This window comes from Verticiella sediminum, assembly GCF_007558815.1.
Taxonomy (GTDB): Bacteria; Pseudomonadota; Gammaproteobacteria; order Burkholderiales; family Burkholderiaceae_B; genus Verticiella; species Verticiella sediminum.
In genome coordinates, this window is record NZ_VLTJ01000007.1 from 290,417 (window position 1) to 313,505 (window position 23,089).

At 70.8% G+C, this 23,089-nt stretch carries 13 protein-coding genes; 7 read left to right on the forward strand and 6 right to left on the reverse strand.

The window, feature by feature from the left end; genetic code table 11:
- Nucleotides 1-15 precede the first annotated feature (15 nt).
- The 3 genes from FOZ76_RS04675 to FOZ76_RS04685 are packed head-to-tail and all read right to left on the reverse strand — an operon-like array spanning nt 16 to nt 2,905.
- Entirely contained in the window at nt 16-1,068 is a 1,053-nt protein-coding gene (locus tag FOZ76_RS04675; RefSeq protein WP_143946966.1) for an ABC transporter ATP-binding protein, read from the reverse strand.
- Nucleotides 1,069-1,070: 2 nt separating this feature from the next.
- The gene (locus FOZ76_RS04680; protein WP_211366001.1) at nt 1,071-1,895 is read right to left on the reverse strand and encodes an ABC transporter permease; all 825 of its coding nucleotides are present in this window, start codon (nt 1,893-1,895) and stop codon (nt 1,071-1,073) included.
- A gap of 26 nt (nt 1,896-1,921) precedes the next feature.
- Nucleotides 1,922-2,905, reverse strand: coding sequence for a dipeptidase (locus FOZ76_RS04685; protein ID WP_143946967.1), 984 nt, complete (start codon nt 2,903-2,905; stop codon nt 1,922-1,924).
- A gap of 206 nt (nt 2,906-3,111) precedes the next feature.
- Here FOZ76_RS04685 and FOZ76_RS04690 point away from each other — a divergent pair, with 206 nt between their 5' ends.
- Entirely contained in the window at nt 3,112-4,494 is a 1,383-nt protein-coding gene (locus FOZ76_RS04690) for an aminotransferase-like domain-containing protein (protein WP_246129293.1), read from the forward strand.
- 92 nt (nt 4,495-4,586) lie between these two features.
- Nucleotides 4,587-5,861: an NAD(P)/FAD-dependent oxidoreductase gene (locus tag FOZ76_RS04695; protein WP_211366004.1), complete on the forward strand. Its 1,275-nt coding sequence runs from the start codon at nt 4,587-4,589 to the stop codon at nt 5,859-5,861.
- A gap of 78 nt (nt 5,862-5,939) precedes the next feature.
- Here FOZ76_RS04695 and FOZ76_RS04700 read toward each other — a convergent pair whose 3' ends face one another.
- Nucleotides 5,940-6,722 (reverse strand): IclR family transcriptional regulator, encoded by a 783-nt coding sequence (locus FOZ76_RS04700; RefSeq protein WP_143946970.1) that lies wholly within the window; start codon nt 6,720-6,722, stop codon nt 5,940-5,942.
- A 168-nt stretch (nt 6,723-6,890) separates the two neighbouring features.
- Here FOZ76_RS04700 and FOZ76_RS04705 point away from each other — a divergent pair, with 168 nt between their 5' ends.
- From FOZ76_RS04705 to FOZ76_RS04725, 5 genes are read left to right on the forward strand one after another with little or no spacing between them, the layout of a single operon-like run.
- On the forward strand, nt 6,891-7,748 hold the full coding sequence (locus FOZ76_RS04705; RefSeq protein ID WP_143946971.1) for an enoyl-CoA hydratase: 858 nt from the start codon (nt 6,891-6,893) through the stop codon (nt 7,746-7,748).
- Nucleotides 7,749-7,773: 25 nt separating this feature from the next.
- Entirely contained in the window at nt 7,774-8,952 is a 1,179-nt protein-coding gene (locus FOZ76_RS04710) for an acyl-CoA dehydrogenase family protein (RefSeq protein WP_170235295.1), read from the forward strand.
- A 17-nt stretch (nt 8,953-8,969) separates the two neighbouring features.
- Nucleotides 8,970-10,169, forward strand: a complete 1,200-nt coding sequence (locus FOZ76_RS04715) for an acyl-CoA dehydrogenase family protein (RefSeq protein WP_143946973.1) — start codon at nt 8,970-8,972, stop codon at nt 10,167-10,169.
- Between the two features lie 17 nt (nt 10,170-10,186).
- Nucleotides 10,187-12,349 carry an acetate--CoA ligase family protein gene (locus tag FOZ76_RS04720; protein WP_143946974.1) on the forward strand — a complete coding sequence of 721 codons (2,163 nt, stop codon included), beginning with the start codon at nt 10,187-10,189 and terminating at the stop codon, nt 12,347-12,349.
- Nucleotides 12,350-12,367: 18 nt separating this feature from the next.
- Nucleotides 12,368-13,429 carry a tripartite tricarboxylate transporter substrate binding protein gene (locus tag FOZ76_RS04725; protein ID WP_143946975.1) on the forward strand — a complete coding sequence of 354 codons (1,062 nt, stop codon included), beginning with the start codon at nt 12,368-12,370 and terminating at the stop codon, nt 13,427-13,429.
- Here FOZ76_RS04725 and FOZ76_RS04730 read toward each other — a convergent pair.
- Both FOZ76_RS04730 and FOZ76_RS04735 read right to left on the reverse strand, forming a co-directional pair.
- A complete protein-coding gene (locus FOZ76_RS04730) occupies nt 13,426-14,166 on the reverse strand; it encodes a S1 family peptidase (protein WP_143946976.1) in 741 nt (246 codons plus the stop codon). The genes FOZ76_RS04725 and FOZ76_RS04730 overlap by 4 nt on opposite strands.
- Before the next feature lie 17 nt (nt 14,167-14,183).
- A complete protein-coding gene (locus FOZ76_RS04735) occupies nt 14,184-22,733 on the reverse strand; it encodes a glycoside hydrolase family 94 protein (RefSeq protein ID WP_143947069.1) in 8,550 nt (2,849 codons plus the stop codon).
- Nucleotides 22,734-23,089 lie beyond the last annotated feature (356 nt).

A 23,089-nucleotide genomic window follows, 5' to 3' on the forward strand; every position in this document is an offset into this window, starting at 1 on the left:
AACGAGGGGACATCGTCAATCGGCAAGCGCGAACACCGCGTCTTGCGCAATGGAGCAGGTAATGCTCTGGCCGGCTTGAACGCGGTGGCCGGCCGCCCCGCCCGCCGCGTTCTGGACGCGGGCGGTGAGCACGAGTCCGGGCGCGATGCCCAGGACGATTTCGGAGTGCGCGCCGAGATACACGACTTCGAGCACCTCGGCGTGCAGCGCATGCGCGGGCTGCGCGCCCGCGTCCAGTGCGATGGCCTCGGGGCGCACCACCACGCGCCGCGTGCCCGCGGGCAGGTGCACGCCGGGCAGGCGCACGCCGTCACCCGCGACGAAACAGCCTTCGCGGACCTCGCCCCGCAGGAAGTTCACCGAGCCGATGAACGAGGCGACGAAGTCGTTGGCCGGGCGCTGGTAGATCTCCTGGCTGGAGCCCACCTGCTGCACCACGCCGGACTGCATCACCACCAGGCGATCGGCCACGCTCATGGCTTCTTCCTGGTCGTGCGTGACCATCACGGTGGTGATGCCCATGTCGCGCTGAAGGTGGCGGATCTGCTGGCGCACCTCCAGCCGCAGCTTGGCGTCCAGGTTCGACAGCGGCTCGTCGAGCAGCAGCACGTCGGGCCGGAACGACAAGGCGCGCGCGATCGCCACGCGCTGCTGCTGGCCGCCCGAGAGTTCGCGCGGCAGGCGCTGCGCCAGATGGCCCATCTGCACCAGTTCGAGCGACTCCTTCACCTTGCTGTCGATCTGCGCGGCGGCCACCTTGCGCCGGCGCAGCGGGAAGGCCACGTTCTCGTACACGCTCAGGTGCGGAAACAACGCATAGTTCTGGAACACCACGCCCAGGTTGCGCTGGTACGGCGGCATGCGCGTGACGTCGCGTCCGCCCACCACCACGCTGCCGGACGTGGCTTCGATGAAGCCGGCGATCATTTTCAGCGTGGTGGTCTTGCCACAGCCCGACGGCCCGAGCAGCACGAGGAATTCGCCTTGCGCCACGTCCAGCGACAGGTCGCCCACGGCGGTGAAGGCGCCGTAGGTCTTGACGAGGTTCTGCAGTTGTACGGTGGCCATGGTCAGACGACTCGGGTGAGGGGAACGAAACGGTCGGTGACCAAGAGCGCCACCGCGATGACCAGCGTCTGCACGACCGAGACGGCGGCGATCATCGGATCGATCTTCCATTCCAGGTACTGCAGGATCGCGATCGGCAGCGTGGTCTGGCCCGGCGAGACGAGAAACAGGGAGACCTCCAGGTTGCCGAAGCTCACGACGAAGCTGAACAGGGTGGCGGCGACGAGGCCGGGCCAGATCACGGGCAGGGTCACCTTGAGCATGGCCACCAGCGGCGAGGCGCCCAGGCTTTGCGCGGCGTGCTCGATCGACATGTCGAAGCCCACGAGGTTGGCCGTGATCAGCCGGATGCACCAGGGAATGGTGAGCAGCACGTGGCCCGCCACCAGCCCGCTGCGATCGCCCACCAGGGGCAAGCCGGTGGCGATCTCGGTGGCGATGAAGCTCACGTACAGCGCCGCACCCAGGACGATGGCGGGCACGGTGAGCGGCGCGGTGAGCAGGTGCAGGATCAGCTCGCGGCCGGGGAAACGGCCGCGCACGATCGCGACGGATGCGGGTATCGAGACGGCCAGCCCGATCAGCGTGGCGAGCAGCGCCACGACCAGGCTGTTGACGAAGCCGCTCAGGAACGCGGGCTGGCCGCCCAGCGCGGCATACCAGTCCAACGTATAGCCCGCGGGCGGCAGCGCCAGAATGCTGTTGGAAAAAAAGCTGAGCCAGATCACCAGCAGCAGCGGGAACAGCATCACGCCGAAGCCGAGCAGCACCAGCAGGCCGCAGGCGGCGCGCTGCAGGCGGGCCTGCCACGATGTCTCGATGACCATGTGCGAATCCTCGGGGGCGGGGCCCCTCAGGCCCAGACGTCGTTCAGCAGGCGCAGCCAGTTCTGGCCCAGCACGCGTTCGATGCGACCGTGCGTCCAGCCTTTGCGCTGCATCGCAGGCATGAGGTTGGGGAAATCCTCGATGCGCTCGATGCCCTTGGGGAAGACCAGTTCGCCGAACGTGGTCAGGCGGCGCCCGTTGCCCTTGTCGTGCATCACCCATTCCTGGAACGACCAGGGCTGGCCCTGCGACATGTCGGTACCGATGCCGACGTGTTCCTCGCCCACCAGGTTGATCATGTAGTCGATGACGTCGACGAAGTCGTCGATGGTGGACGCCGTGCCCTTGGGCAGGAACGGCGGGAAGATGGTGCAGCCGATATAGCCGCCGCGATCGGCGACCTTCTTCAACGCGGCGTCGCTCTTGTTGCGCGGATGCGCCTTGAGCGAAGCCGGGCAGCAATGGGTATAGGCCACCGGTTTGGTGGACCATTCGCACGCCTGGTTCGCGCCGCGTTCGGCCACGTGGGACAGATCGATGAGGATGCCCTGCCGGTTCAGTTCGCCCACCACGTCGCGGCCGAAGTCGGTCAGACCGCTGTCCTGGCTTTCGTAGCAGCCCGAGCCCACCAGGTTCTGCGTGTTGTATGTGAGCTGGATCACGCGGATGCCGAGTTCGGCGTACAGCTCGATGAAGTCGAGGTTGTCGTCGATGCCCGAGGTGTTCTGCCAGCCCAGGATGATGCCCAGCTTTTTCTCGCGCTTGGCGCGGTGGATGTCGTCCACGCTGCGCACGTGCAGCACGATGTCGGCGTTCTCGCGAAAGACGCGCTTCCAGCGCGCGACGTTCTCCATCGTCTCGGTGAAATTCTCCCAGACGCTGCACGTGCAGTTGGCCACCGTGATGCCAGCTTGGTGCATGGCCTCCAGGATGGTGCGTTCGAAATTGCAGATCAACAGCGAGTCGACCACGATGAGGTCGTCGTACTTGAGAGTGGAGGTCTGGGTCATGGCGGGGTTCTGTCTTGGTGCATGCTGGGGTCTGGGAAAACGTCCAACCGAATTCATGCAAAATGTATGCCATACATTTATTTTCGTATGTCATACAATCGATACGATGCTCGGACGCGCGCGGCGCGGCCACTTGAACCAGGAACAGAACCGTGGCGAGAAGCAGTGAGACAGCCCAAGCGCAGCATGGCGCTACCTTGGACAACGTGAAGCGGGCGCTGGCCGCGGATGACGACGAACGGCCGGTGTACGTGCGCATTGCGGTGGCGCTGTCCAACGAGATCGCCGCCGGCGGGCTCAAGGCCAGCGAGCGGCTGCCATCGCAGCGCCGTCTGGCCGATGCGCTGGGGGTGAACCTCACCACCGTGACCAAGTCGTTCAAGTACCTGAAGGACCGCGGCGTGGTATCGGCGCATGTGGGCCGGGGCACTGCCGTGCGGGGGCGCGGCCTGGACCACATCGCGCCCACCTACGAGCGCCTGCAGGCGCTGCCGCGGGTGGATCTGTCCGTGCTCAAGCAGCACAGCGCCGCCTTCGACGCGGCGGCGGCCGCGGCGCTGCGCGAGATCGCCGCCGAAACGGCCAGCGTGGCCGACCTGTGCGAATACCATCCGGCCGCCGGGCCGCCCGCGGCGCGCGAGATGGCGGTGCGCTGGCTGCGCGACACGCGCATCGAAGCGGCCGCCGAGGATGTCGCCATCACCGCCGGCGCCCAGCATGGCCTGCTGCTGGTGCTGGCCGCGGTGATGAAGCCCGGCGACCTGGTGCTGGTGCCGGCGCTGACCTACCAGGGCGTGAAGACGGCCGCCCAGATGCTGGGCCTGGGGCTGATTCCCGTGGCGGTCGACGAAGGCGGCATCCTGCCGGACGCACTGGCGCGCCACGCCGGCAACCCGCGCGTCAAGGCCATCTACCTGACGCCCACGCTGGACAACCCGACGTCGATCACCCTGTCGCTCGAGCGGCGCCGGGCCATCGCCGACGTGGCCGCCCGGCATGCTCTCGTCGTCGTCGAGGACGAAGTGTTTCGCCCGCTCGCGCGCGAGTTCCTGCCCAGCATCCGGGAGCTGTATCCGCAGGGCACTTTCCACCTGAGTTCGGTGGCCAAGGTGATGGCTCCGGGCCTGCGCTGCGGCTTCGTGGTATCGCCCGCCGCCTACGCGGGCGCGGTGCTGCGCGCACTGCGCGGCAGCATGTGGATGGCCGCGCCCCTGACGGTGACGCTGGTGGCGCGCCTGATCGCGGCCGGCAGCCACACGGCGGTCATCGACGAGTTGCGCGAGCGGCTGCTGCGCCGGCACGATTCGGCCGCCGCGCATCTGGGCCGCGCGCTGCGGCCGGGCGGGCCCGAAGGCAACTGCCTGTGGATCGACCTGCCGGGCGCACTGCCCGCCAGCGAGTTCACCGATTTCCTGCGCGGCGAGGGCATCGGCGTGGCGCCCTCGACGATGTTCTCGACGGGGCCGTCGATGCACAACGGCATCCGCCTCTACAAGGGATCGGTGGCCAGCGATGCCGACTGGAACGAGGCCGTGCGCACCATCGCCCAATGCATCGAGCGTCCGCCGCGCGCGGGCGAGCGCGTCTAGGGCGTGTCGGCATGCATCGGCGCCGCTGCACGCCGAGAACGCCAACTTCAACCCGGTATCCCGCCATGACGTTTCACGAGTCCCTGCCGCCCTTGCCTCTTCACCCCCCGGGTCCGCCGCGCCGCGTCGCCATCGTCGGCGCGGGCGTGGTCGGCCTGTCGTGCGCCTTGTGGCTGCAGCGCTGCGGGCACACCGTCACGCTCGTCGACCGCGAACCGCCCGCCGCCGGCGCCGCCTACACCGGCGCGGCCAGCTTCGGCAACGCCTGCACCATGGCCTTCGGCGCGTGCATCCCGGTGGCCTCGCCCGGCGTGCTCGCCAGGGTGCCCGCGATGCTGCTGGAGCGCCGCAGCCCGCTCGCGATCTTCTGGCGCGATCTGCCGCGCCTGCTGCCGTGGCTGGCCGAGTTCGTGCGGGCGAGCACCCCGGCGCAGGTCGAGCGCATCACCGCGGTGCTGGGCGGCCTGCTGCGGCTGGCCGAGGCCGGCCATGCCCCTCTGATCGAAGCCAGCCGCGCGGATGCGCTGATCCGGCGCGCCGGCTGCCTGTACCTGTACAAGACGCCGCGCAGCTTCGCGGCGGCCCAGCGCGAGATCGCCCTGCGCGCACGCGAGCGCGTGGGCATGGAGATCCTGGACGCCGAGGCCGTACGCGCCGCCGAACCCGCCCTCGCGCCCCTCTATCACAAGGCCGTCCGGTTTACCGATACCTACTTCGTCGACGATCCGCGCGCCTATGCGCTGGCCCTGGCCGAGACGGTCCGCCGTCAGGGCGGCACCTTCGTGCGAGGCGAGGCGGCGGGCATCGCCGGCACGCCCGAGCACGTCGACGTGCATCTCGGCACGCGGGTGCTGCAGGCCGAGCGCGTCGTACTTGCCGCGGGGGCATGGTCGGGTAGGCTGGCCGCCAGCGTGGGCGACCGCCTGAGGCTCGATACCGAGCGCGGCTATCACGTGATGTTTCCCGATGGCGCCGGCCTGCTCGGTGCGCCCTGCTGCTATCCCGAGCACGGGTTCTACATGACGCCTCTTCGCAGCGGCCTGCGCGCGGCCGGCACCGTGGAACTCGGTGGGCTTGGCCGCCCTCCCCGGCCGGTGCGCACCGACACCATCGCCGCGGTGGCGCGCACACTCGTCCCCGGCCTGTCGCGCGCGGGCAGCGACTGGCTCGGTTTCCGCCCGTCGATGCCGGACTCGCTGCCGGCCATCGGTCCCTCGCCCGCCGACGCCCGGGTCATCCATGCCGTGGGCCACGGCCACATCGGCCTGACCCTGGCCGGGATCACCGGCCGCATCGTGTGCGACCTGATCGACGGGCGGGCGCCGCCCCTGGATATCACGCCCCTGCGGCCGACGCGCTTCGCATGAAGACACGTCCGTATCCGGCGCTCGACGTTCGTTGACGCATGCCTTCGCAAGCGGCCGCAGCCCTCCCGCACCAGGACCTCACGCCGGCGCGGCCGGCCCGGGAACGCTGGCGGCCAGATCGCGCAGCGCCTGCACCATCGCCAACGCCACCGCGTCGTCCTGCGCCGGGTCGCCCGGCTTGCGCGGGCCGGACGGCTGGACCGGATAGACGATGCTGACCGTATAGTGGCCGCCGTCGGAGCCGGCGACCGGCATCGCGATCGCGCGGTGCCGCCCTTCGTTGTAGAGCAGCGTGCAATAGCCGTGCTCGCGATAGTGGCGCAGTGCGCCGTCGATGAGCGCGCGCGCGCCCGCCGGCCATTCCACCGACGCTGCACGCAGGCGCGCGATCTCGGCCGTGCGCCGCCCCGGCGGCAGGCCGGCCAGCCAGGCATGGCCGACCGAACTGCTGAGGATCGGTATGCGCATCCCGCGCCCGATCTGGCGGCCGGGGCGGCTGTCGTCGCGGTTCACGCCGTCCAGATAGACGATGTCGCCATCGTGCGCGGTACCGAAACTGGCCATCGCGCGGGTCTGGCCGGCGATCCGGCGCAGCGCCGGCGAGACGGCCGGCAGCAGCGGATTCTCGAGAATCCATGCGCGCGCGAGGCCCAGGATCGGCACCCCGAGCCGGTAGCCGCCCAGAGCGGCATCGAAGGCCACGTAGCCCTGTTCGCGTAGTGTGCGCAGCAGGCGCGTGACGGTTGCCTTGGGCAGCCCCGTGCGCTCGACCAGATCGCGGTGCGACAGCGTACCCAGGCCGGGCCGGAAACAGGCGAGCAGCGCAAGCCCCCGTTCGAGCGATCGGTTCACCAGTGCCATCTCGTCTCCGCCCCGGGTTGCGTGCCCTTGTGCGCCATGCGGGACGTCGCCGTTCCGCGGCCGGACATTCGAGCCGACGATAGCATGTTCCACCCAGAGAAACTGCCGTCTTTGCGCCCGGTATCGCGCTCGCTAAGCTGTGTCGACCCATTCCGCAGGAGACACACGATGCCCGATTCCGATGTCGAGACGATCGTCTACGAACAGCCCGAGGCCGGGATCGCCCGCATCGTCATGAACCGCCCGGCAGTGCGCAATGCGCAGAATCTGCAAATGACCTACGAGCTGACGGCGGCGATGGATCGCGCGGTGGCTGACGACACCATCCAGGTGCTGATCCTGGCCGGCGCCGATCCGCATTTCTCCGCCGGCCACGATCTGCGCGCGCAGGGGCAGCCGCAACTCGGCCGCGACCTGCCGGTGCTTTCGACCTGGGGCGGTTTCGCCTTGCCGGGCGCCGAGGGCGGCTTCGCGCGCGAGCAGGAAATCTACCTGCAGATGACGCGCCGTTGGCGCAACCTGAGCAAGCCGACGATCGCACAAGTGCAGGGCAAATGCATTGCCGGCGGCCTGATGCTCGCCTGGGCCTGCGACCTGATCTGCGCGAGCGACGACGCCGAGTTCAGCGATCCGGCGGTCGCGCTGGGCAACCTTGGCGTCGAATGGTTCGCGCATCCGTGGGAACTCGGCATTCGCAAGGCCAAGGAAATGCTGTTCACCGGCGACACCTGGAGCGCCCGCGACGCCGAACGCTTCGGCATGGTGAACCGCGTGTTCGCGCGCGATGCGCTGGCCGAAGGCGTGCTCGCGATCGCCCGGCGCATTGCCGGCAAGCCGAGCTTCGCGCTGAAGATGGCCAAGGAGGCGGTCAACCGCTCGGCCGATGCGATGGGGCAGCAGGTCGCGATCGACCAGAGCTTCGGGCTGCACCAGCTCTGCCATGCGCACAATCTGCTGCGTTTCGGCCAGCGCGTCGACCCTTGCGGCCTGCCGGCGACGCTGCAGAACCGTCCGGCGCGCGACTGAACCCGATCGTATCGCCGGAACGCCAATGAACCTGAACCTCTCCGAAGAACAGCGCCTGCTGCAGGACAGTGTCGCCCGCTACGTCGCGCGCGAGCACGATTTTGCCCAGTATCGCCGGATCGCCGACGGTGACGCCGAGGCCGGACACGCGGTATGGCGCTCGATGGCCGAGCTGGGCTGGCTCGGCCTGCCGCTGCCCGAGGCCGACGGCGGCAGCGGCGGCGGGCCGATGGACATCGCGATCGTGATGGAAGGGCTGGGCAGCGCGCTGGTGCTGGCGCCCTACCTGAGCACCGCGGTGCTGGGCGCCGATCTGATCGCCCGCCTCGCTACGCCGGCGCAGCGGGAACGCTGGCTGCCCGCGCTCGCCAAGGGCGCGCTGCGCATCGCGCTGGCCGCCAGCGGCGCGATCGCGGCCGATGGCCGCCGCGGACTCGACATACGCGCGACGCGCGGCCACGGCCGCGGCTGGCGGCTCGACGGCGTCGTGCGCGGCGTCGTCGATGCACCGGATGCCGGCCTGTGGCTGGTGCCGGCGCGGATCGACGATGACGCAGCCGGGCCCGCAGACGCCATCGCCGTGTTCACCGTGACGCCGCGTGCGCCGGGGCTTGCGGCCACCGCCTTCGGGCGGGTCGACGGCCGGCGTGCCGCCGACCTGGCGTTCGACGGCGTCACGCTGACCGATGGCGACCGGCTCGGCGCCTCGGACGCCGAGCCCGGCGACGCCCGGGTCGCGCTCGAGGCCGCGCTCGATGCGGCCACCGCCGCCGCCTGCGCCGACGCCATCGGCTGCCTGACGGTACTGGTCGACCGAACCGTCGCTTACGCGAAGACGCGGATCCAGTTCGACCAGCCGCTCGCGGCCCATCAAGCGCTGCGCCACCGGATGGTGGACATGGCGCTGCATCGCGAAGAGGCGCGTGCGATCGCGTTGTGCGCGGCGCTGCGTCTGGACGGCGATCCCGGCGCGCGAGCGCGCATGGTCTCGGGCGCCAAGATCCGCGTCGGCCGTGCGGCGCGCGCGATCGCCGAGGGCGCGATCCAGATCCATGGCGCGATGGGGGTCACCGACGAACTCGCCATCGGCGCCTACGCCAAGCGGCTGCTCGCGTTCGAAATGACGCATGGCACAGCGGCCGAGCACCAGCGCCGCATCGTCGCGCTGCGCCGCGCGGCCGGCGGGCTGCGCCCCTTCGACTGAACCGACAAAGGCTTGCGATGACGCTGGACCTGACCGACGACGAACGACGCTTTCGCGAGGAGGTTCGCGCCTTCATCGCCGAGCACCTCACGCCCGAGATCCGCCGCGGTACGCGGCTCAACGTCTGCGCCGCGCCCGAACCCGAGATCGTGCGCCCCTGGCATCAGGCGCTGCATCGTCGCGGCTGGGCGGCGCCGGCCTGGCCGGTGGAATACGGCGGCACCGGCTGGACGCCGATCCAGCGCTACCTGTTCGACCTGGAGTGTGCGCGCGCGGGCGCACCGCTGCCCAATCAGATGGGGCTGCGCCTGGTCGGCCCGGTGATCATGAAGTTCGGCTCGTCCGCGCAAAAGGCAAGATTCCTGCCGCGCATTCTGTCCGGCGACGATCTCTGGTGCCAGGGCTACTCGGAACCCGGCGCCGGCTCCGACCTCGCGGCCTTGCGCACCCGCGCGGTCCGCGACGGCGATGGGTACGTGATCAACGGCACCAAGATCTGGACCGGCTACGCGCACTACGCGAACTGGATGTTCGCGCTGGTGCGCACCGCCGACACCGGCCGCAAGCAAGAAGGCATCTCGTTCGTACTGATCGACATGGCCACGCCCGGCATCACGGTGCGGCCGATCCGCCTGATCGGCGGTGATCACGAGGTCAACCAGGTGTTCTTCGACGACCTGCGGATTCCGCTGGCCAATCGCGTCGGCGACGAGGGCGAAGGCTGGCGCTACGGCAAGTACCTGCTCGAATTCGAGCGCGGCGGCGTGCTGTTCGCATCGAGGCTGCGCATGGACCTGGCCAAGCTGGCCGAGGCGTCGGCGGCGCTCGGCGCCACCGACGATCCGCTGGACGATGCGCGCGTACAGGCCGAGTTGACGACGATCGAAACCGACATCGAAGCGCTGACGATGATCGAGCTGCAGACCATCTCGCGGCTGGCCGCCGGCGAACCGCCGGGGCCGGTGGCATCGATGCTCAAGCTGCGCTCGACCGAGATCCGGCAGGCGATCACGCGGCTCGGCGTCGAGGTTCTCGGCGCCGCGGCCCTTGCCTGGGAGCCGCGCCGGCCGCTGTACGCGCTCGAGGACGACGGGCCGCTGCCGCAGGTCGTTCACGCGATGCTGCCCTGGCACCTGAACACGCGCGCGCAATCGATCTACGGCGGCTCGGCGGAGATCCAGCGCAACATCCTCGCACGCGCGCTGCTCGGCTTGTAGAAGAAGGAAGCACCGCCATGTCACTGCCGCTCGCCCCCCTGCTCGACGCGCGCTCGCTGGTCATCGTCGGCGCCAGCGCCGATCCGGGCCGCACTGGCGGCATGCCGGTGGCGAGCCTGCGCGAGGCCGGCTTCCCTGCCGAACGGCTGCTGCTCGTCAATCCGAAGTACGACGCGATCGACGGGCTGGCGTGCCACCCCTCCATCGATGCCCTGCCCTTCGCACCCGATCTGGCGGTGCTCGCGGTGCGCGCGGCAGACGTGCTGCCCACGCTGGAACGCTGCCACGCCATCGGCATCCGCGCGGCCGTGGTGTTCGCCTCGGGCTACGCCGAGAGCGGCGAGAACGACGGCGCACGGCTGCAGGCCGAACTGGTCGCGTTCGCGCGCCGCTCCGGCATGCTCGTCGCCGGCCCGAACTGCATCGGCTTCGCCAACAACCACACCGGGGTGTTCGCGACCTTCATCCGGCACATCGCGCGCCGCCGCGAGCCGGGCCCGATCGCGATCGCGGCCCAGAGCGGCAACATTGCCGCGCTGCTGCGCAATCTCGGGCTCGACTCTGGCCTGCGCTTCTCCTGCATCGTCAGCACCGGCAACGAAGCCTGCGTCGACCTGACCGACTACCTGGCGCATTTCGCGGCGGACCCGCACACCGAGGCCGTCGTCGGCTACGTCGAGCAGATCCGCCGCGGGCCCGAGTTCGTGCGCGTCGCGCTGGCACTGCGGCGCGCCGGCAAGGCGCTGTTCCTGCTCAAGGTCGGCAGCTCGGCGAAAGGGGCCGAGGCGACCGTGTCGCATACCGCCGCGCTGGCCGGCCGCGACGTCGTCTATCGCACCGCCTTTCGCCAGCTCGGCATCGCCAGCGCCACCGATCCGCACCGGCTGATCGACCTGGTTCGTCTGTGGCGAACGGGGCGCAGGCCGGCCGGCCGCGGCGCCTGCATCGTCTCGCTGTCCGGCGCGGCGTGCGCACTGATGGCCGACCATCTGGCGCGCGACGGCGTCGCGGTGCCGAACTCGTCGCCGGCCACGCAGGCACGGCTGCGCGCCGTGGTGCCCACCTACGGCATGGTCGCCAATCCCGTGGACCTGACCGGCCAGGTGACCAGCGACCGCAGCGCATTCCCGGCGGTGCTCGCTGCGATCGCCGCGGCCGACGAATTCGACGCGGCGGTGTTCTATGTGATGGGCGAGCTGCTCGATGTGATGGCGCCCGAGCTGCTGCGCGCCGCCGCTGCCTGCGAGAAGCTCTTCATCGTCATCGACACGGCCGAGGGCGCCACCTGCCATGACGCGCTCGAAGCCGGCGGCATCGTCGTGTTCCGCGACATCCATCGCGCCAGCGCAGCGCTCGCCGGCATCGTGCGCTGGCGCGCCGATCCGGCCGGACGCTGGGAGCCCGGCGCGTGCCGGTCCGGGACCGCGGCGGTGTGCGCGCGGCCCGAGATCCTGCGCGCTGCGCGCGCCGGCGGGCGCCGGCAACTGACCGAGGTCGAGGCGAAGGCGCTGCTCGCCGGTTCGGGCCTGCCGATGGTGAGCGAGACGCTGGCGCACGACGCCGACGCGGCGGCCGCCGCCGCGGCGCGGCTCGGCTGGCCGGTCGCGCTCAAGATCGTCAGCCCCGACATCGCGCACAAGAGCGAGATCGGCGGCGTACGGCTGGGGCTGGCCGACGTCGCGGCGGTACGCGACGCGCATGCGCGGCTGCGCGCCGACGTCGCGCGCCAGCGTCCCGAGGCGCGCATCGACGGTGTCGTCGTGCAATCGCAGGTGGTGGGCGGCGTGCCGATGCTGCTCGGCATCGTGCGCGACCCGATCTTCGGGCCGGTGATGACGGTCGGCTTTGGCGGCGTCGAGGCCGAACTGGATCCCGACGTTGCGCACCGGCTGCTGCCGGTCGATGCCGCGACCGCCGACGGCATGCTCGCCGAACTGCGCCGCAGCCGGCTGCTCGACGGCTTTCGCGGCAGCCCCGCCGCCGACCGCGCAGCGCTGGTGGCGCTGATGGTCGCCCTCTCGGACGTGATGATTGCGCTCGGCGACGACATCGACGAACTCGAATTGAATCCGGTCCTGGTACTGCCGCGCGGCTGTGGTGTCGTCGCCGTCGATGCACTGGTCCGGCTCAGTGTACCGACCACGGGCGGCGCCGCCGCTGCGCCGCGTGAACCGGCCTGAAGGCCATCGGAGGAGACCATGAAGATTCGTTCCGCGATCCCGAGCGCCAGCGCTCCGGGCGAATCGCCGCCCGCCCCCCTGCAGCCGCGCTCCGGGCGGCGCACCGTGCTTCGGGGCGTCGCCGCCGTGGCGGCGCTGGCCGCGCTGGGCGGCGCATGGCGCCCGGCGGTGGCCCAGACCTTCGACAAGCCGGTCCGCATCCTCGTGCCGTTCACCGCCGGCGGCGCGTCCGACACCGTTTCGCGCGCGCTCGCCGCCGATCTGCAGGGCCGGATCGGCCAGCCGGTCATCGTCGAGAACCGCCCTGGCGCGAGCGGTACGATCGCGCTCGATCAGATGCAAAGAAGCGCTGCCGACGGGACGACGCTGATGCTGCTGTCCGGTTCGACCACGCTCGCGCCGGCGTTCGAGGGCAAGCATTTCGACGTCGAGCGCAACGTGACCGCGCTCGGCATGCTCTATACGCAGAAGCTGGTGCTGGTAACGAGCGCCGGGAATCCCCGCACCGGCGCGATGCGCAACGCCACCGACGTGGCGGCGTACGCCAAGGCGAACCCGGACGTGTTGACCTTCGCGAGTTCGAGCCCGGGCACGATGGGCCATCTGGTCATGGAGCGATTCAAGTCGACGGCGGGACTTCGCATGACCCACGTGCCCTACAAGGGCAGCCCTCAAGCGGTGCTCGACCTCATCGCCGGGCGGGTCGACTTCTTTCTGGCCGACAGCACCTCGACGATGCCGTATGTGCGCGAAGGCAAGCTGCGGCCGCTCGCGATCGCCGGCGCCGAACGCCTGGCCACGCTGCCCGAGGTGCCGACGTTCCAGGAACAAGGCTACGCCGATCTTCTGCCCGGCATCTGGGCCGGCATCGTGGGGCCGCCGAACCTGCCGCCGGCGACCGTCGACGCGCTCGCCGCGCAGATCAAGGCCGGCTTCGACACACCGTCATTCCAGGAACGGCTGCTGGCGAGCGGCAACGAACCCTGGTACCTGTCGCCCGCGGACATGCTCGCCTACGTCAAGGAAAACACACAGACCTGGAGCGACTTCATCCGCGAGCAGCAGATCACGATCCGCTAGCCGGCCGGCGGCATGGGTTCATCGGTCAGGGTGAGCAGGATGGCTGCATACCAGGCTGCGTTCAGCCCGAGGGATTCGTCCAGTGTCAAATCCCGCGTGCCCATGTCGATGCGGGACGAGTGCACGCCGAGCAATCGCCACGGCAGCGCGGCGCCGGCTTCGGGATCGCGCATGACCACCGGCGCGCCGCTGGTGCCGCGATGCGTGCGCGCGTCGGTCAGAAAGAACCCCTGGCCCTGGAAGCGGATACCGAAGGCGGAAGCTATCACGGCGTGGCGCACCACGGGCAGGTGGTACATGGTGTCGTGGAATCCCAGCGGGAAGCCGACGATCAGCAAGCCCCTGCCCGCTTCGATCCGGCTCAGCTCGCTCTGCAGGTTGGCGGGGGTGAAGCAGCGGATCTCGGCCGTCGCGGGCAGCAGCGCGCGATCGATCTCGAGCACGGCCACATCGATGTCGCCGCCGGAGTCCGAGCCTTGTCGCCACTGGCTTCGGCCCTCCTTGAAAAGCCAGATCGACAGGGCCAGGGACCGCGTGAGGTTCACGGCATCGATGTGCAGCTCGATCTCGATGCGATTGGGATGGTGGCCGCTCGGCGCGTCCTGGAGCACGTGCCGGCTCGTGACGAAGAACAGACGCCCCGCGCGCTCGAAGAAGAAGCCGCTGGCGCCGGTGAGCAGGCGATCCCCGTCGAAGGTGGTGACCCTCGCGGTCGTCAGAAAGAGCGGTTCGATCATGGGGCAGGTCCTGTGGTTCAGATCGTGAGCACCAGCCGGTGCGTTGCACCGTCCAGCGGCACGCGCGCGCCGCCCTCCTCGTGGGCCACGGCCTGCTCGTCGAGCAGCGCCTGCGAGATGCCTCGGCAGCGCGACGACCGGTGGCGCACGACAATGGCGCAGCGGGTGGATTCGATCGTCAGGTTCATCTCGAAGCCGGGCCACTCGGAGGGGATGCACGGATCGATCCTAAGGCAATCGCCTTCGCGCCGCAGCCCGAGAATGCCCTCGATGCCGGCGCGGTACATCCATCCGGCCGAGCCCGTGTACCAGGTCCACCCGCCGCGCCCCGCATGCGGCGCCACGGCGTAGACGTCGGCCGCGATCACGTAGGGCTCGACCTTGTACCTGGCCACCTCCTGCGGCGTGCGAGCGTGGTGGATCGGGTTGACGAGCGCGAACAGCGAGGCGGCACGGTCGCCGTCCCCCTGCCGGGCGAACGCCAGGATCGCCCACACCGCGGCATGGCTGTACTGGCCACCGTTCTCGCGCAGGCCGGGCGGATAGCCCTTGATGTAGCCGGGGTCCCGCGCGGTCTTGTCGAACGGGGGCGCCAGCAGCAGCATCAGGCCGTCGGCGGGCACGATCAGGTGCTGCGCCAGCGAGTCCATGGCGCGCGCCGCGCGCCATGGCTCGGCCGCGCCCGACAGCACGGCCCAGGCCTGCGCGATGGCATCGATGCGGCATTCCTCGTTGTCCTGCGCGCCGAGCCAGGTGCCGTCGTCGAAAGTGGCGCGGCGATACCAGTCGCCGTCCCATGCCTCGCGCTCGATCGCCGCGCGCACCGATTCGGCGTGCGCGCGCCAGCGCGCGGCGCGCGCATCGCCGCGTCCCTCGGCCAGCGGCGCGAACAGGGCGATCGTGCGCACCAGCAGCCAGCCCAGCCACACGCTCTCGCCTCGCCCGCCGGCACCCACCCGGTTCATGCCGTCGTTCCAGTCGCCGGTGCCGATGAGCGGCAGGCCCAGGGCGCCGGTGAGGTCCAGGCACTGGTCCAGGCCGCGCGCGCAGTGCTCGAACAGCGAGGCCGGCTGGCCCGCCGGCATGGGCTGGAAGAAGGCATCGTGCTCGCCGGCCTGCAGCGCCGGCCCGTCCAGGAAGTCCACCTTCTCGTCGAGGATGGCCGCATCGCCCGAACTGGCGACGTAGCCGGCCGTGGCGTAGGCCAGCCAGACCCGGTCGTCCGAGATGCGCGTGCGCACGCCCTGCCCCGAGTGCGGCAGCCACCAGTGCTGCACGTCGCCTTCGACGAACTGGCGCGCGGCGGCGCGCAGGATATGGTGCCGCGCGGCTTCGGGCTGGCACAGACTCAATGCCATGCCGTCCTGCAACTGGTCCCGGAATCCGTAGGCGCCGCTGGCCTGGTAGAAGGCCGAGCGGGCCCACAGCCGGCAGGCGATGGTCTGGTACAGCAGCCAGCCATTGAGCATGATGTCCATCGCGCGGTCCGGCGTGCTGACCTGGACCGCGCCTAGCGTTCGCTCCCAGTAGGCGGTGACACCGGCCAGCACGGCATCGAGGTCCGCCGCGCGGTAGCGGGCGATCAGAGCCCGTGCCTGCTCTTCGGAAACGGCCTGGCCCAGCAGGGCGACGACCTCGATCGATTCGCCCGCGGCCAGTTCCACCACGCACTGCAGGGCCGCGCAAGGGTCCAGCCCCGCCCCGATCGCCCCCGAGAGCGGCTCGCGCCCCAAGAGGGCCGCGGGCGCCCGGGGACTGCCATGGCGGCCCAGGAACTCGGTGCGGTCTGCGGTCCATGCGGTCTGCCGTCCGCCCAGATCGGCAAAGGCGACCCTTCCCGGAAAGGCCATGCCCCAGGGCTTGCGGGCCAGTATCGCGCCGCTGGCCGCGTCGCTGGCCGTCACGATGAACGGTGCCGACGCGCCGCGCGACGTGCCCAGCACCCATTCCACATAGGCCGTCACCGACAGACGCCGCGCCCGGTCCGATCGATTGCGCAAGGTCAGGCGCGAGATCTTCAGCGGATCGTCCAGCGGCACGTATTGCAGCAGTTCGAGCGCGATGCCGTGCGCCTCGTGCGCGAAGCGGCTGTAGCCCCGGCCGTGCCGGGCCTCGCAGGCGCCGGCGCCGTGCAGCGGCCATGCCGTCGGCGACCACAGGGCACCGCTGTCCTCGTCCCGCACATAGAAGGCCTCGCCGGACGGATCGCTGACGGGGTCGTTCGACCACGGCGTGAGCTGGTTCTCGCGGCTGTTCTCGCACCAGGTGGCGCCGCTGCCTTGCGCCGACACCTGGAAGCCGAAGCCGGGATTGGCGATCACGTTGATCCAGGGCGCGGGCGTGGTCTGGCCGGGCTGCAGGCGCACCACGTATTCGCGGCCATCCTGCGCGAAGCCGCCCAGGCCGTTGAAGAACTCCAGGTCCTGCGATGCCGTCGGCTCCGCCAATGGCAAGGCAGCGGGCGCCGGCGCGCCCTGCGGCAGCGGCGATGCCGGCTCGCTCGCGGGCCCCGCCCGCAGCGGCGCCAGGCGCGCGAGCCGATCGGCCATGGAACCCTGGCGTGCGACGAGCTCGACCCGCGCGACCGATTGCAGCAAGGCGCGTCCCTCGGCGCCCAGCCGGTCCGCGCGCAGCGCATGGATCGCTCCCTGCGCATGGCCGGCGTCCAGGCGGGGGCGCGCCTGACTGCTGCGCACGGCCGTCTCGATCGCCACCTGCAGGTCCTGCACGTAGGAAGACGCGCGCTCGTTGAGGATGACCAGGTCCACGCCGAGCTGCTTCATGCGCCAGTACTCGTGCGCACGCAGCACCTGCCGCACCTGGGCCAGGTCCTCGATCTCGTCGATGCGCAGCAGGACGATGGGCAGGTCGCCCGACACGCCGTGCGGCCACAGCCCGGACTGCGGCCCCGTCCCGCGCACGATGAGTTCGGGGGCGGCGCGCAGCCGCCGGTCGGCATAGAGCAGCGGCGCGGCCAGGCGCTGGAAGTCGGCGGCCTCGTCCGCATCCATGCCCAGGTGGCGAAGCTGGACCTGCGCCTGCGTCCACGCGAGCGTGGCGGCGCGCTCGAAGGCGCTGCGGTCGTGGTGCTGGTCGATCAGGTCCAGCAGTTCGGCGCGCGACGCGGCCACCACTGTCCAGAAGGCGATGCGCGCCAGCCCGCCCGGCGGAATGTGCAGGCGCCGGCGCAGGCAGAACACCGGGTCGAGCACGGTACCCACTGTGTTCGACAGCGGCTGGTCATCCACGATCGCCGCGGCCGTGCCGGCATCGTGGCCGCGGCCCAGGAAACGGGCGCGGTCGGATTCGTGTTGCGGCTCGGCGGTGATCTCGCCCTCGACCACCGCGAAATGCGCGGCCCAGACGGAAGGTTCCTCGGGCGCACGCGTGCGCCGCGTGGCGATCAGGGCGCCGAATTCGGGCAGATAGTCGGTCAGGACGAAGAGCTTGGCGAAGGCCGGGTGGGCTTCGTCGGCGGACTGCGCACCCAGCACCACTTCCGCATAGGACGTGACGTCGACCTCGCGTGCGCGGCGTCCACTGTTGGCCAGCGAGAGGCGGCGCACCTCGCCATCGCTCTCGCCCGAGACCAGCACGTCCAGCGTAGTGGCCAGGCCGCCGTCGCGGTGGGTGAAGGTGGCGCGGTCCTCTGCGAACAGCGCGTCGCCGTGCCGGGCATCGGCCGGCAGCGGCTGGGCGGTGGCGGACCAGGCCTGGCCGCTGCGCACGTCGCGCAGATAGACAAAGCTGCCCCAGGGGTCCCGGGTCGCATCCTCGCGCCAGCGCGTCACGGCCAGGCCGCGCCAGCGGCTGTAGCCCGCGCCGGCCGCGGTCAGCATCACGCTGTAGCTTCCGTTGGACAGCAGGTGCGTGACGGGCGCCGGCCCCGGCGCCGAGGCCGGTACGCGCCGCACGGCCGGCGCCTGCGCGCTGCTGTCGTTGCGGGAGGCCATGACTTCCTCCGCGCGGGGATGCTCCACCGCGACGTTGCGCGGCATGCGCTCCTGCAGCAGCAGCTCGCTGGACTGGATCATCGGCTCGCGGTGAAAGTACGCGCGCATCGCGCCGCCATGCAGCACGTTGGCGATGGCCACGATGGTCATGCCCTGGTGGTGGGCCATGAAGCTGCGCACGATCGCCACCCGGTCGCCTTCGGGCAGGCGCGATGGTGTGAAGTCCAGCGCCTCGTAGAAGCCATGGCGGCCGAGCGCGCCCATCGCGGCCAGTCGCGCGTAGTTGCGGCAGGCGGCCCGCGGGTCCACCATCGCCGCCAGGCCTGTGGCATAGGGCGCGACCACGCGGTTGTCGGCCAATCCGCGCTTGAGCCCCAGGCCGGGTACCCCGAAGTTGGAGTACTGGTAGGTGTACTCCAGGTCGCGGGCGTTGTAGGCGGACTCGGAAATGCCCCAGGGCATGCCGAGCGAGTCCCCGTAGGCTATCTGCCGATGCACCACCAGCCGGTTGGTCTGCTCGAGCAGGCTGCCGACCGGCGCGCGCATCACCAGCGAGGGCATCAGGTATTCGAACATGGAGCCCGACCAGGACACGAGGGCAGAGCCGAAGCCCACCGGCGTGGCCGTGCGGCCCAGGCGAAACCAGTGGCGCGTGGGCGCATCGCCCTTGGCGATGGCGAACAGGCTCGCCAGGCGGGCCTCGGAGCCGAGCAGATCGTAGCAACTGGCGTCCAGGCGCTGATCGGCCGGTGCGTACCCGATGGACAGCAGCTTGCGCTCCGGGTCGACGAGAAAGGTGAAATCCATGGCCAGCGCCATCGCACGCGCAGTGTCGGCCAGCACCTGCAGGCGGGCCGCCAGCGCCTGCGGTGCCTGGGCATGGCGCGCGTCGTGCGCATGCGCAGCCGCCGCGCGGCCGAACGCCTCGATCCAGAAGACGAGGTCCTCCGCCTCTTCGTCCTCGACCAGCGCCAGCTCCTGGGCGGCGCCGGCGGCCTTCTGCGCGAGCCGGCCCAGCGTGGGTGCAAGGGCGTCGAGCGCCTGCGGCCCCTGGAGCTGGAGTGCCATGTCATCGAGCAGCTCGCCGACCCGCCGACCCCGCGCGCGGCGCGCCACGTCCAGGCCTGCCAGGGCTTCGCGGGCCAGTTCCAGGGCATCCGCCATGCCGGCCCTGGCATCGGGTTCGCGAACGCCGTCGCGCCACGCCTCGCAGGCGTTGGCCAGCGTGATCAGGTGGCCGGCCAGGTTGCCGCTGTCCACCGACGACACATAGGGCGGGTCCAGCGCACGCAGATCCGATGTGTCGTACCAGTTGAAGAAGTGGCCCTTGTAGCGGTGCAGCCTGCGCAACGTGGCGAAGCTCGCCTCCAGGCGCTCGACGGTCTCGGCCAGGCCGGTCCAGCCGAAATCGCGCGCCGCCGCGGTGGCCAGCAGATACAGGCCGATGTTGGTGGGCGAGGTCCGCCGTGCCAGGACCGGCTTGGGTACTTCCTGAAAATTGTCGGGCGGCAGCATGTGGTCCGCCGGCGTCACGAAGGTCTCGAAATAGCGCCAGGTGCGCCGCGCGATCAGGCGCAGTGCCCGGGCATCGGCTGCCCGGGGCGCGCTGCGGCGCGCCGGCTTCGGCGGCCGGCTGGCCCACCAGGCCAGGGTGGGTGCCACGAGCCACAGCAGCGTGAACGGCAGCACCACCGGCCAGGACGATGGCGACAGGATCAGTGCAGCGGCACTCATGACCAGCCCGAGTGACACGCCGCCGGCCATCTGGCGGTAGAAGCCCGCCGGATCGAGCCGTGGACGCCTGCCGGCCTGCGCCGCCGTCGTCCATTCGAGCAAACGCTGGCGCGTGAAGAACAGGCGTACGAGGGTGCGCACGATGGCATCGCCCATGCGCCAGGCCTGGTCCGCGAGGAAGGTCAGCGCCAGACCTGTCTGCAGCAGGGCCAGCTTCAGGTCGGCGGCGAGCGCCAGGAAGTGGCTGCGCATCCGCACGCCCGCGCGGTGCGGCCAGACCGCGAAGACCGTCGGCAGCATGGCGGGGATTGCGATGGCGGCCAGCACCAGCGCGGTGGCCACGAACGCCGACGGCGCGGGCAGCAGCCAGGCAACGCCCAGCGCCAGCAGCGTGAAAGGCGCGAGCAGCGAGCGCCGCAGATTGTCGAGCATCTTCCAGCGGCCGATGGCGGGAACGGCGCGCACGCCCGTGCGCGGCCCGAAGATCCATGGCAGCAGTTGCCAATCGCCCCGGCTCCAGCGGTGCTGGCGCCGCGCCGCGACGTCGTAGCGCGCGGGCGCTTCCTCGACCAGCTCGATGTCCGACGCCAGCCCGGCGCGCGCGAACACGCCCTCGAACAGGTCGTGGCTCAGCAGGGTGTTGTCGGGCACCCGCGCGTGCAGGGCCGCTTCGAAGGCGTCCACGTCGTAGATGCCCTTGCCGGTGTAGGAACCTTCGCCGAAGAGGTCCTGGTAGACGTCCGAGACGGCCATCGCATACGGATCCATGCCGCCGGGGCTGGAGGAAAGCCGCTGGTAGAGCGAGCCTTCCCGGCCCACCGGCAGCGAAGGCGTGATGCGCGGCTGGAGAATCCCGTAGCCGCCCACGACACGCTGCAAGGCAGCGTCGAAGCGGGGCCGGTTCAGCGGATGCGCCATCTTGCCCACCAGCCGCAGGGCCGCATCGCGCGGCAGCCGCGTGTCGGCATCGAGCGTGAGGACATAGCGCACGCCCTGCGGCACGCGCGACGCGTCGCCCTGCGGCACGAAGCTGGTATCGCTCGCGCCGCGCAGCAGGCGATTGAGCTCATGCAGCTTGCCCCGCTTGCGCTCCCAGCCCATCCAGGTGTTCTCTGCCGCGTTGAAGACCCGGCGCCGGTGCAGCAACAGGAAGCGGCAGCCCGCGGGCGCGGGTCCGTGGCGCCGGTTCAGCGCCGCGATGGCCTGCACCGCCGTCGCCAGCAGCGGCGCATCCGATGGCAGCGTCTCGCTGTCCGCGTCGACGCCGTCGGTCAGCAAGGCGAAAACGATGTCGCCCCCGCCGCCCGCCAGATGATGAACCTCGAGCCGCTCGATCTGCGCCAGCAGGTCGGCCTCGCTGGTCAGCAGGGTGGGCACCGCCACCAGCGTACGCAGCGTGTCAGGCACACCCGCGACGAGTTCCAGCCCCGGCAGTGGGACCGCGCCGAAGCGCCAGGCCGCCAGGCGATTCACCAGCGCCGTCGCGACCTCGATCGCCGGCAGCAGCAGCGCAAGCGCCCACAGCGCGAGGACGGCGGTGCTGCCGCCCGCCGGGACCCATGCCAGCGCCAGCGCGAGCAGACCCGCCGCACCGGCCAGGATCGCTCCGGCATAGGCGCCGATGCCCAGGCCACGGGGCCAGTGGCCCAGGCGCCGATGCAGCGGCGGACGAAAGCCGATGGCTTTCTCCAGCGCAGGCCGGCCTTGCGCGATGAGGTGGTAGCCGGGGTCCGCGAGCCTGGCGCGCTCGCGCGCGTCGGCCTGGTCCGCGGCGGCGGACTGCGCCGCGGACACGACATGGTCGGCGATCTCCAGCTCCGAGCGGGGCGAGCGGCGCGCCAGTTGCTCGATGGCGCTGCGGTAGAGATTGCGCGTCGGGAAATCCATCGCGGCGAAGTCGCTGCCCGCGCGCAGCCGCGCATCCACCAGGCTCACGCGCTCGAACAGGTCCGCCCAGTCGATGTCGGCCATCAGCCGCAGACTGGTGATCACGTTGCGCACCGTGACGTTGGAGGCCCCCTGCCGCTGCTGGGCGTGGGACACCACGTCGTCGATGGTGACGCCCTGCTGCCCGAGGCGCTCCTCCAGCCACCCGAGGGCCGGCATGGTCTGGGGATCGTGGTCTCTCAGCCGCTTGGCCAACTGGGCCGCAAAGAGCTCGGACAGCGCCAGCGGCGAACGCGCGGCGATGTCTTCGTCGAGCGCCGAATGCGCCGCGCCCGAGCTCGTCAGATGGGCCGCGAGCTGGTCGGCATCCGCTCGCGCCGCGCGTCCCGCCGTGATCTGGTCCGCCAGGCGGCGCAGGTTCTCGATCAGGACGATGCGCAGGGTGATCGCGACCGCCCACAGCTCGCCGATGGTCAGCGGCTGCACGCGCTGGTAGGCCACCAGGAAGCCGCGCAGCACAGTGGCGTCGACATGGCTGTCGGTGTGCGCGATGAAGCCCCACGCCAGCCCGAAGACCCGCGGATAGCCGGCGAACGGGCCCGAGGCCAGCTTGGGCAGTTGGCGGTAGTAGTCCGCCGGCAGATCGCTGCGGATCTCGCGGATCTGCTTCTCGACCAGATGGTAGTTGTCGAGCAGCCACTCGGCCGCGGGCACCACGCGCCGCCCCGCCTCCAATTCGGCGGCACTGGCGCGGTAGGCGCCGAGCAGCACCCGGGCGTTCTCGTCCAGGCGCCTGCGCAGGGGCGGCACGGGAGGCGGCTTCGCGGTGACCGGCTGCGCGGCGGCCAGACTCTGGGCGTGCTGCTCCAGGCGCTCGACGCCGAAGAGCTCCGCCCGCACGGGCGCCCCGGTGGCCCAGGGCGTCGACGGCGGGCTGCGCCCGAAGGTGCGGTGAAGAAAGGATGCCGTGAACGCATTTCCGTAGCCCTTCATCGTCGCCATCGCCCGGCGCAAGGCAAGTGTGCGCTTCAAGAAGACGCGCGCAGGTCGAGTTTCCGCAGCATCACGGGCTCCCCCCGAAAGCGCATGGCGCCGTAAGTCTCGTGAACATAGGGATGCTGCGACATGGTGGAACTCCAGGTAGGGCGGATCTGCTGTCCACCGTGAAAGAACATCGCCGCATCCGCTGGCTGCGGCGCAGGGCAGGCTAGGCGCGTGTTGAGGGGGCTGGGCGGACTGCCCAGGCATCGATCTTCTGCAGTGGGTGTCGATCCGACGGACGGCGGATCGGGCGCGTTGGGATCAGGCCCGGCGCCACGCGCAAGCAGCCGCTGGACGAGGGGTCCCGA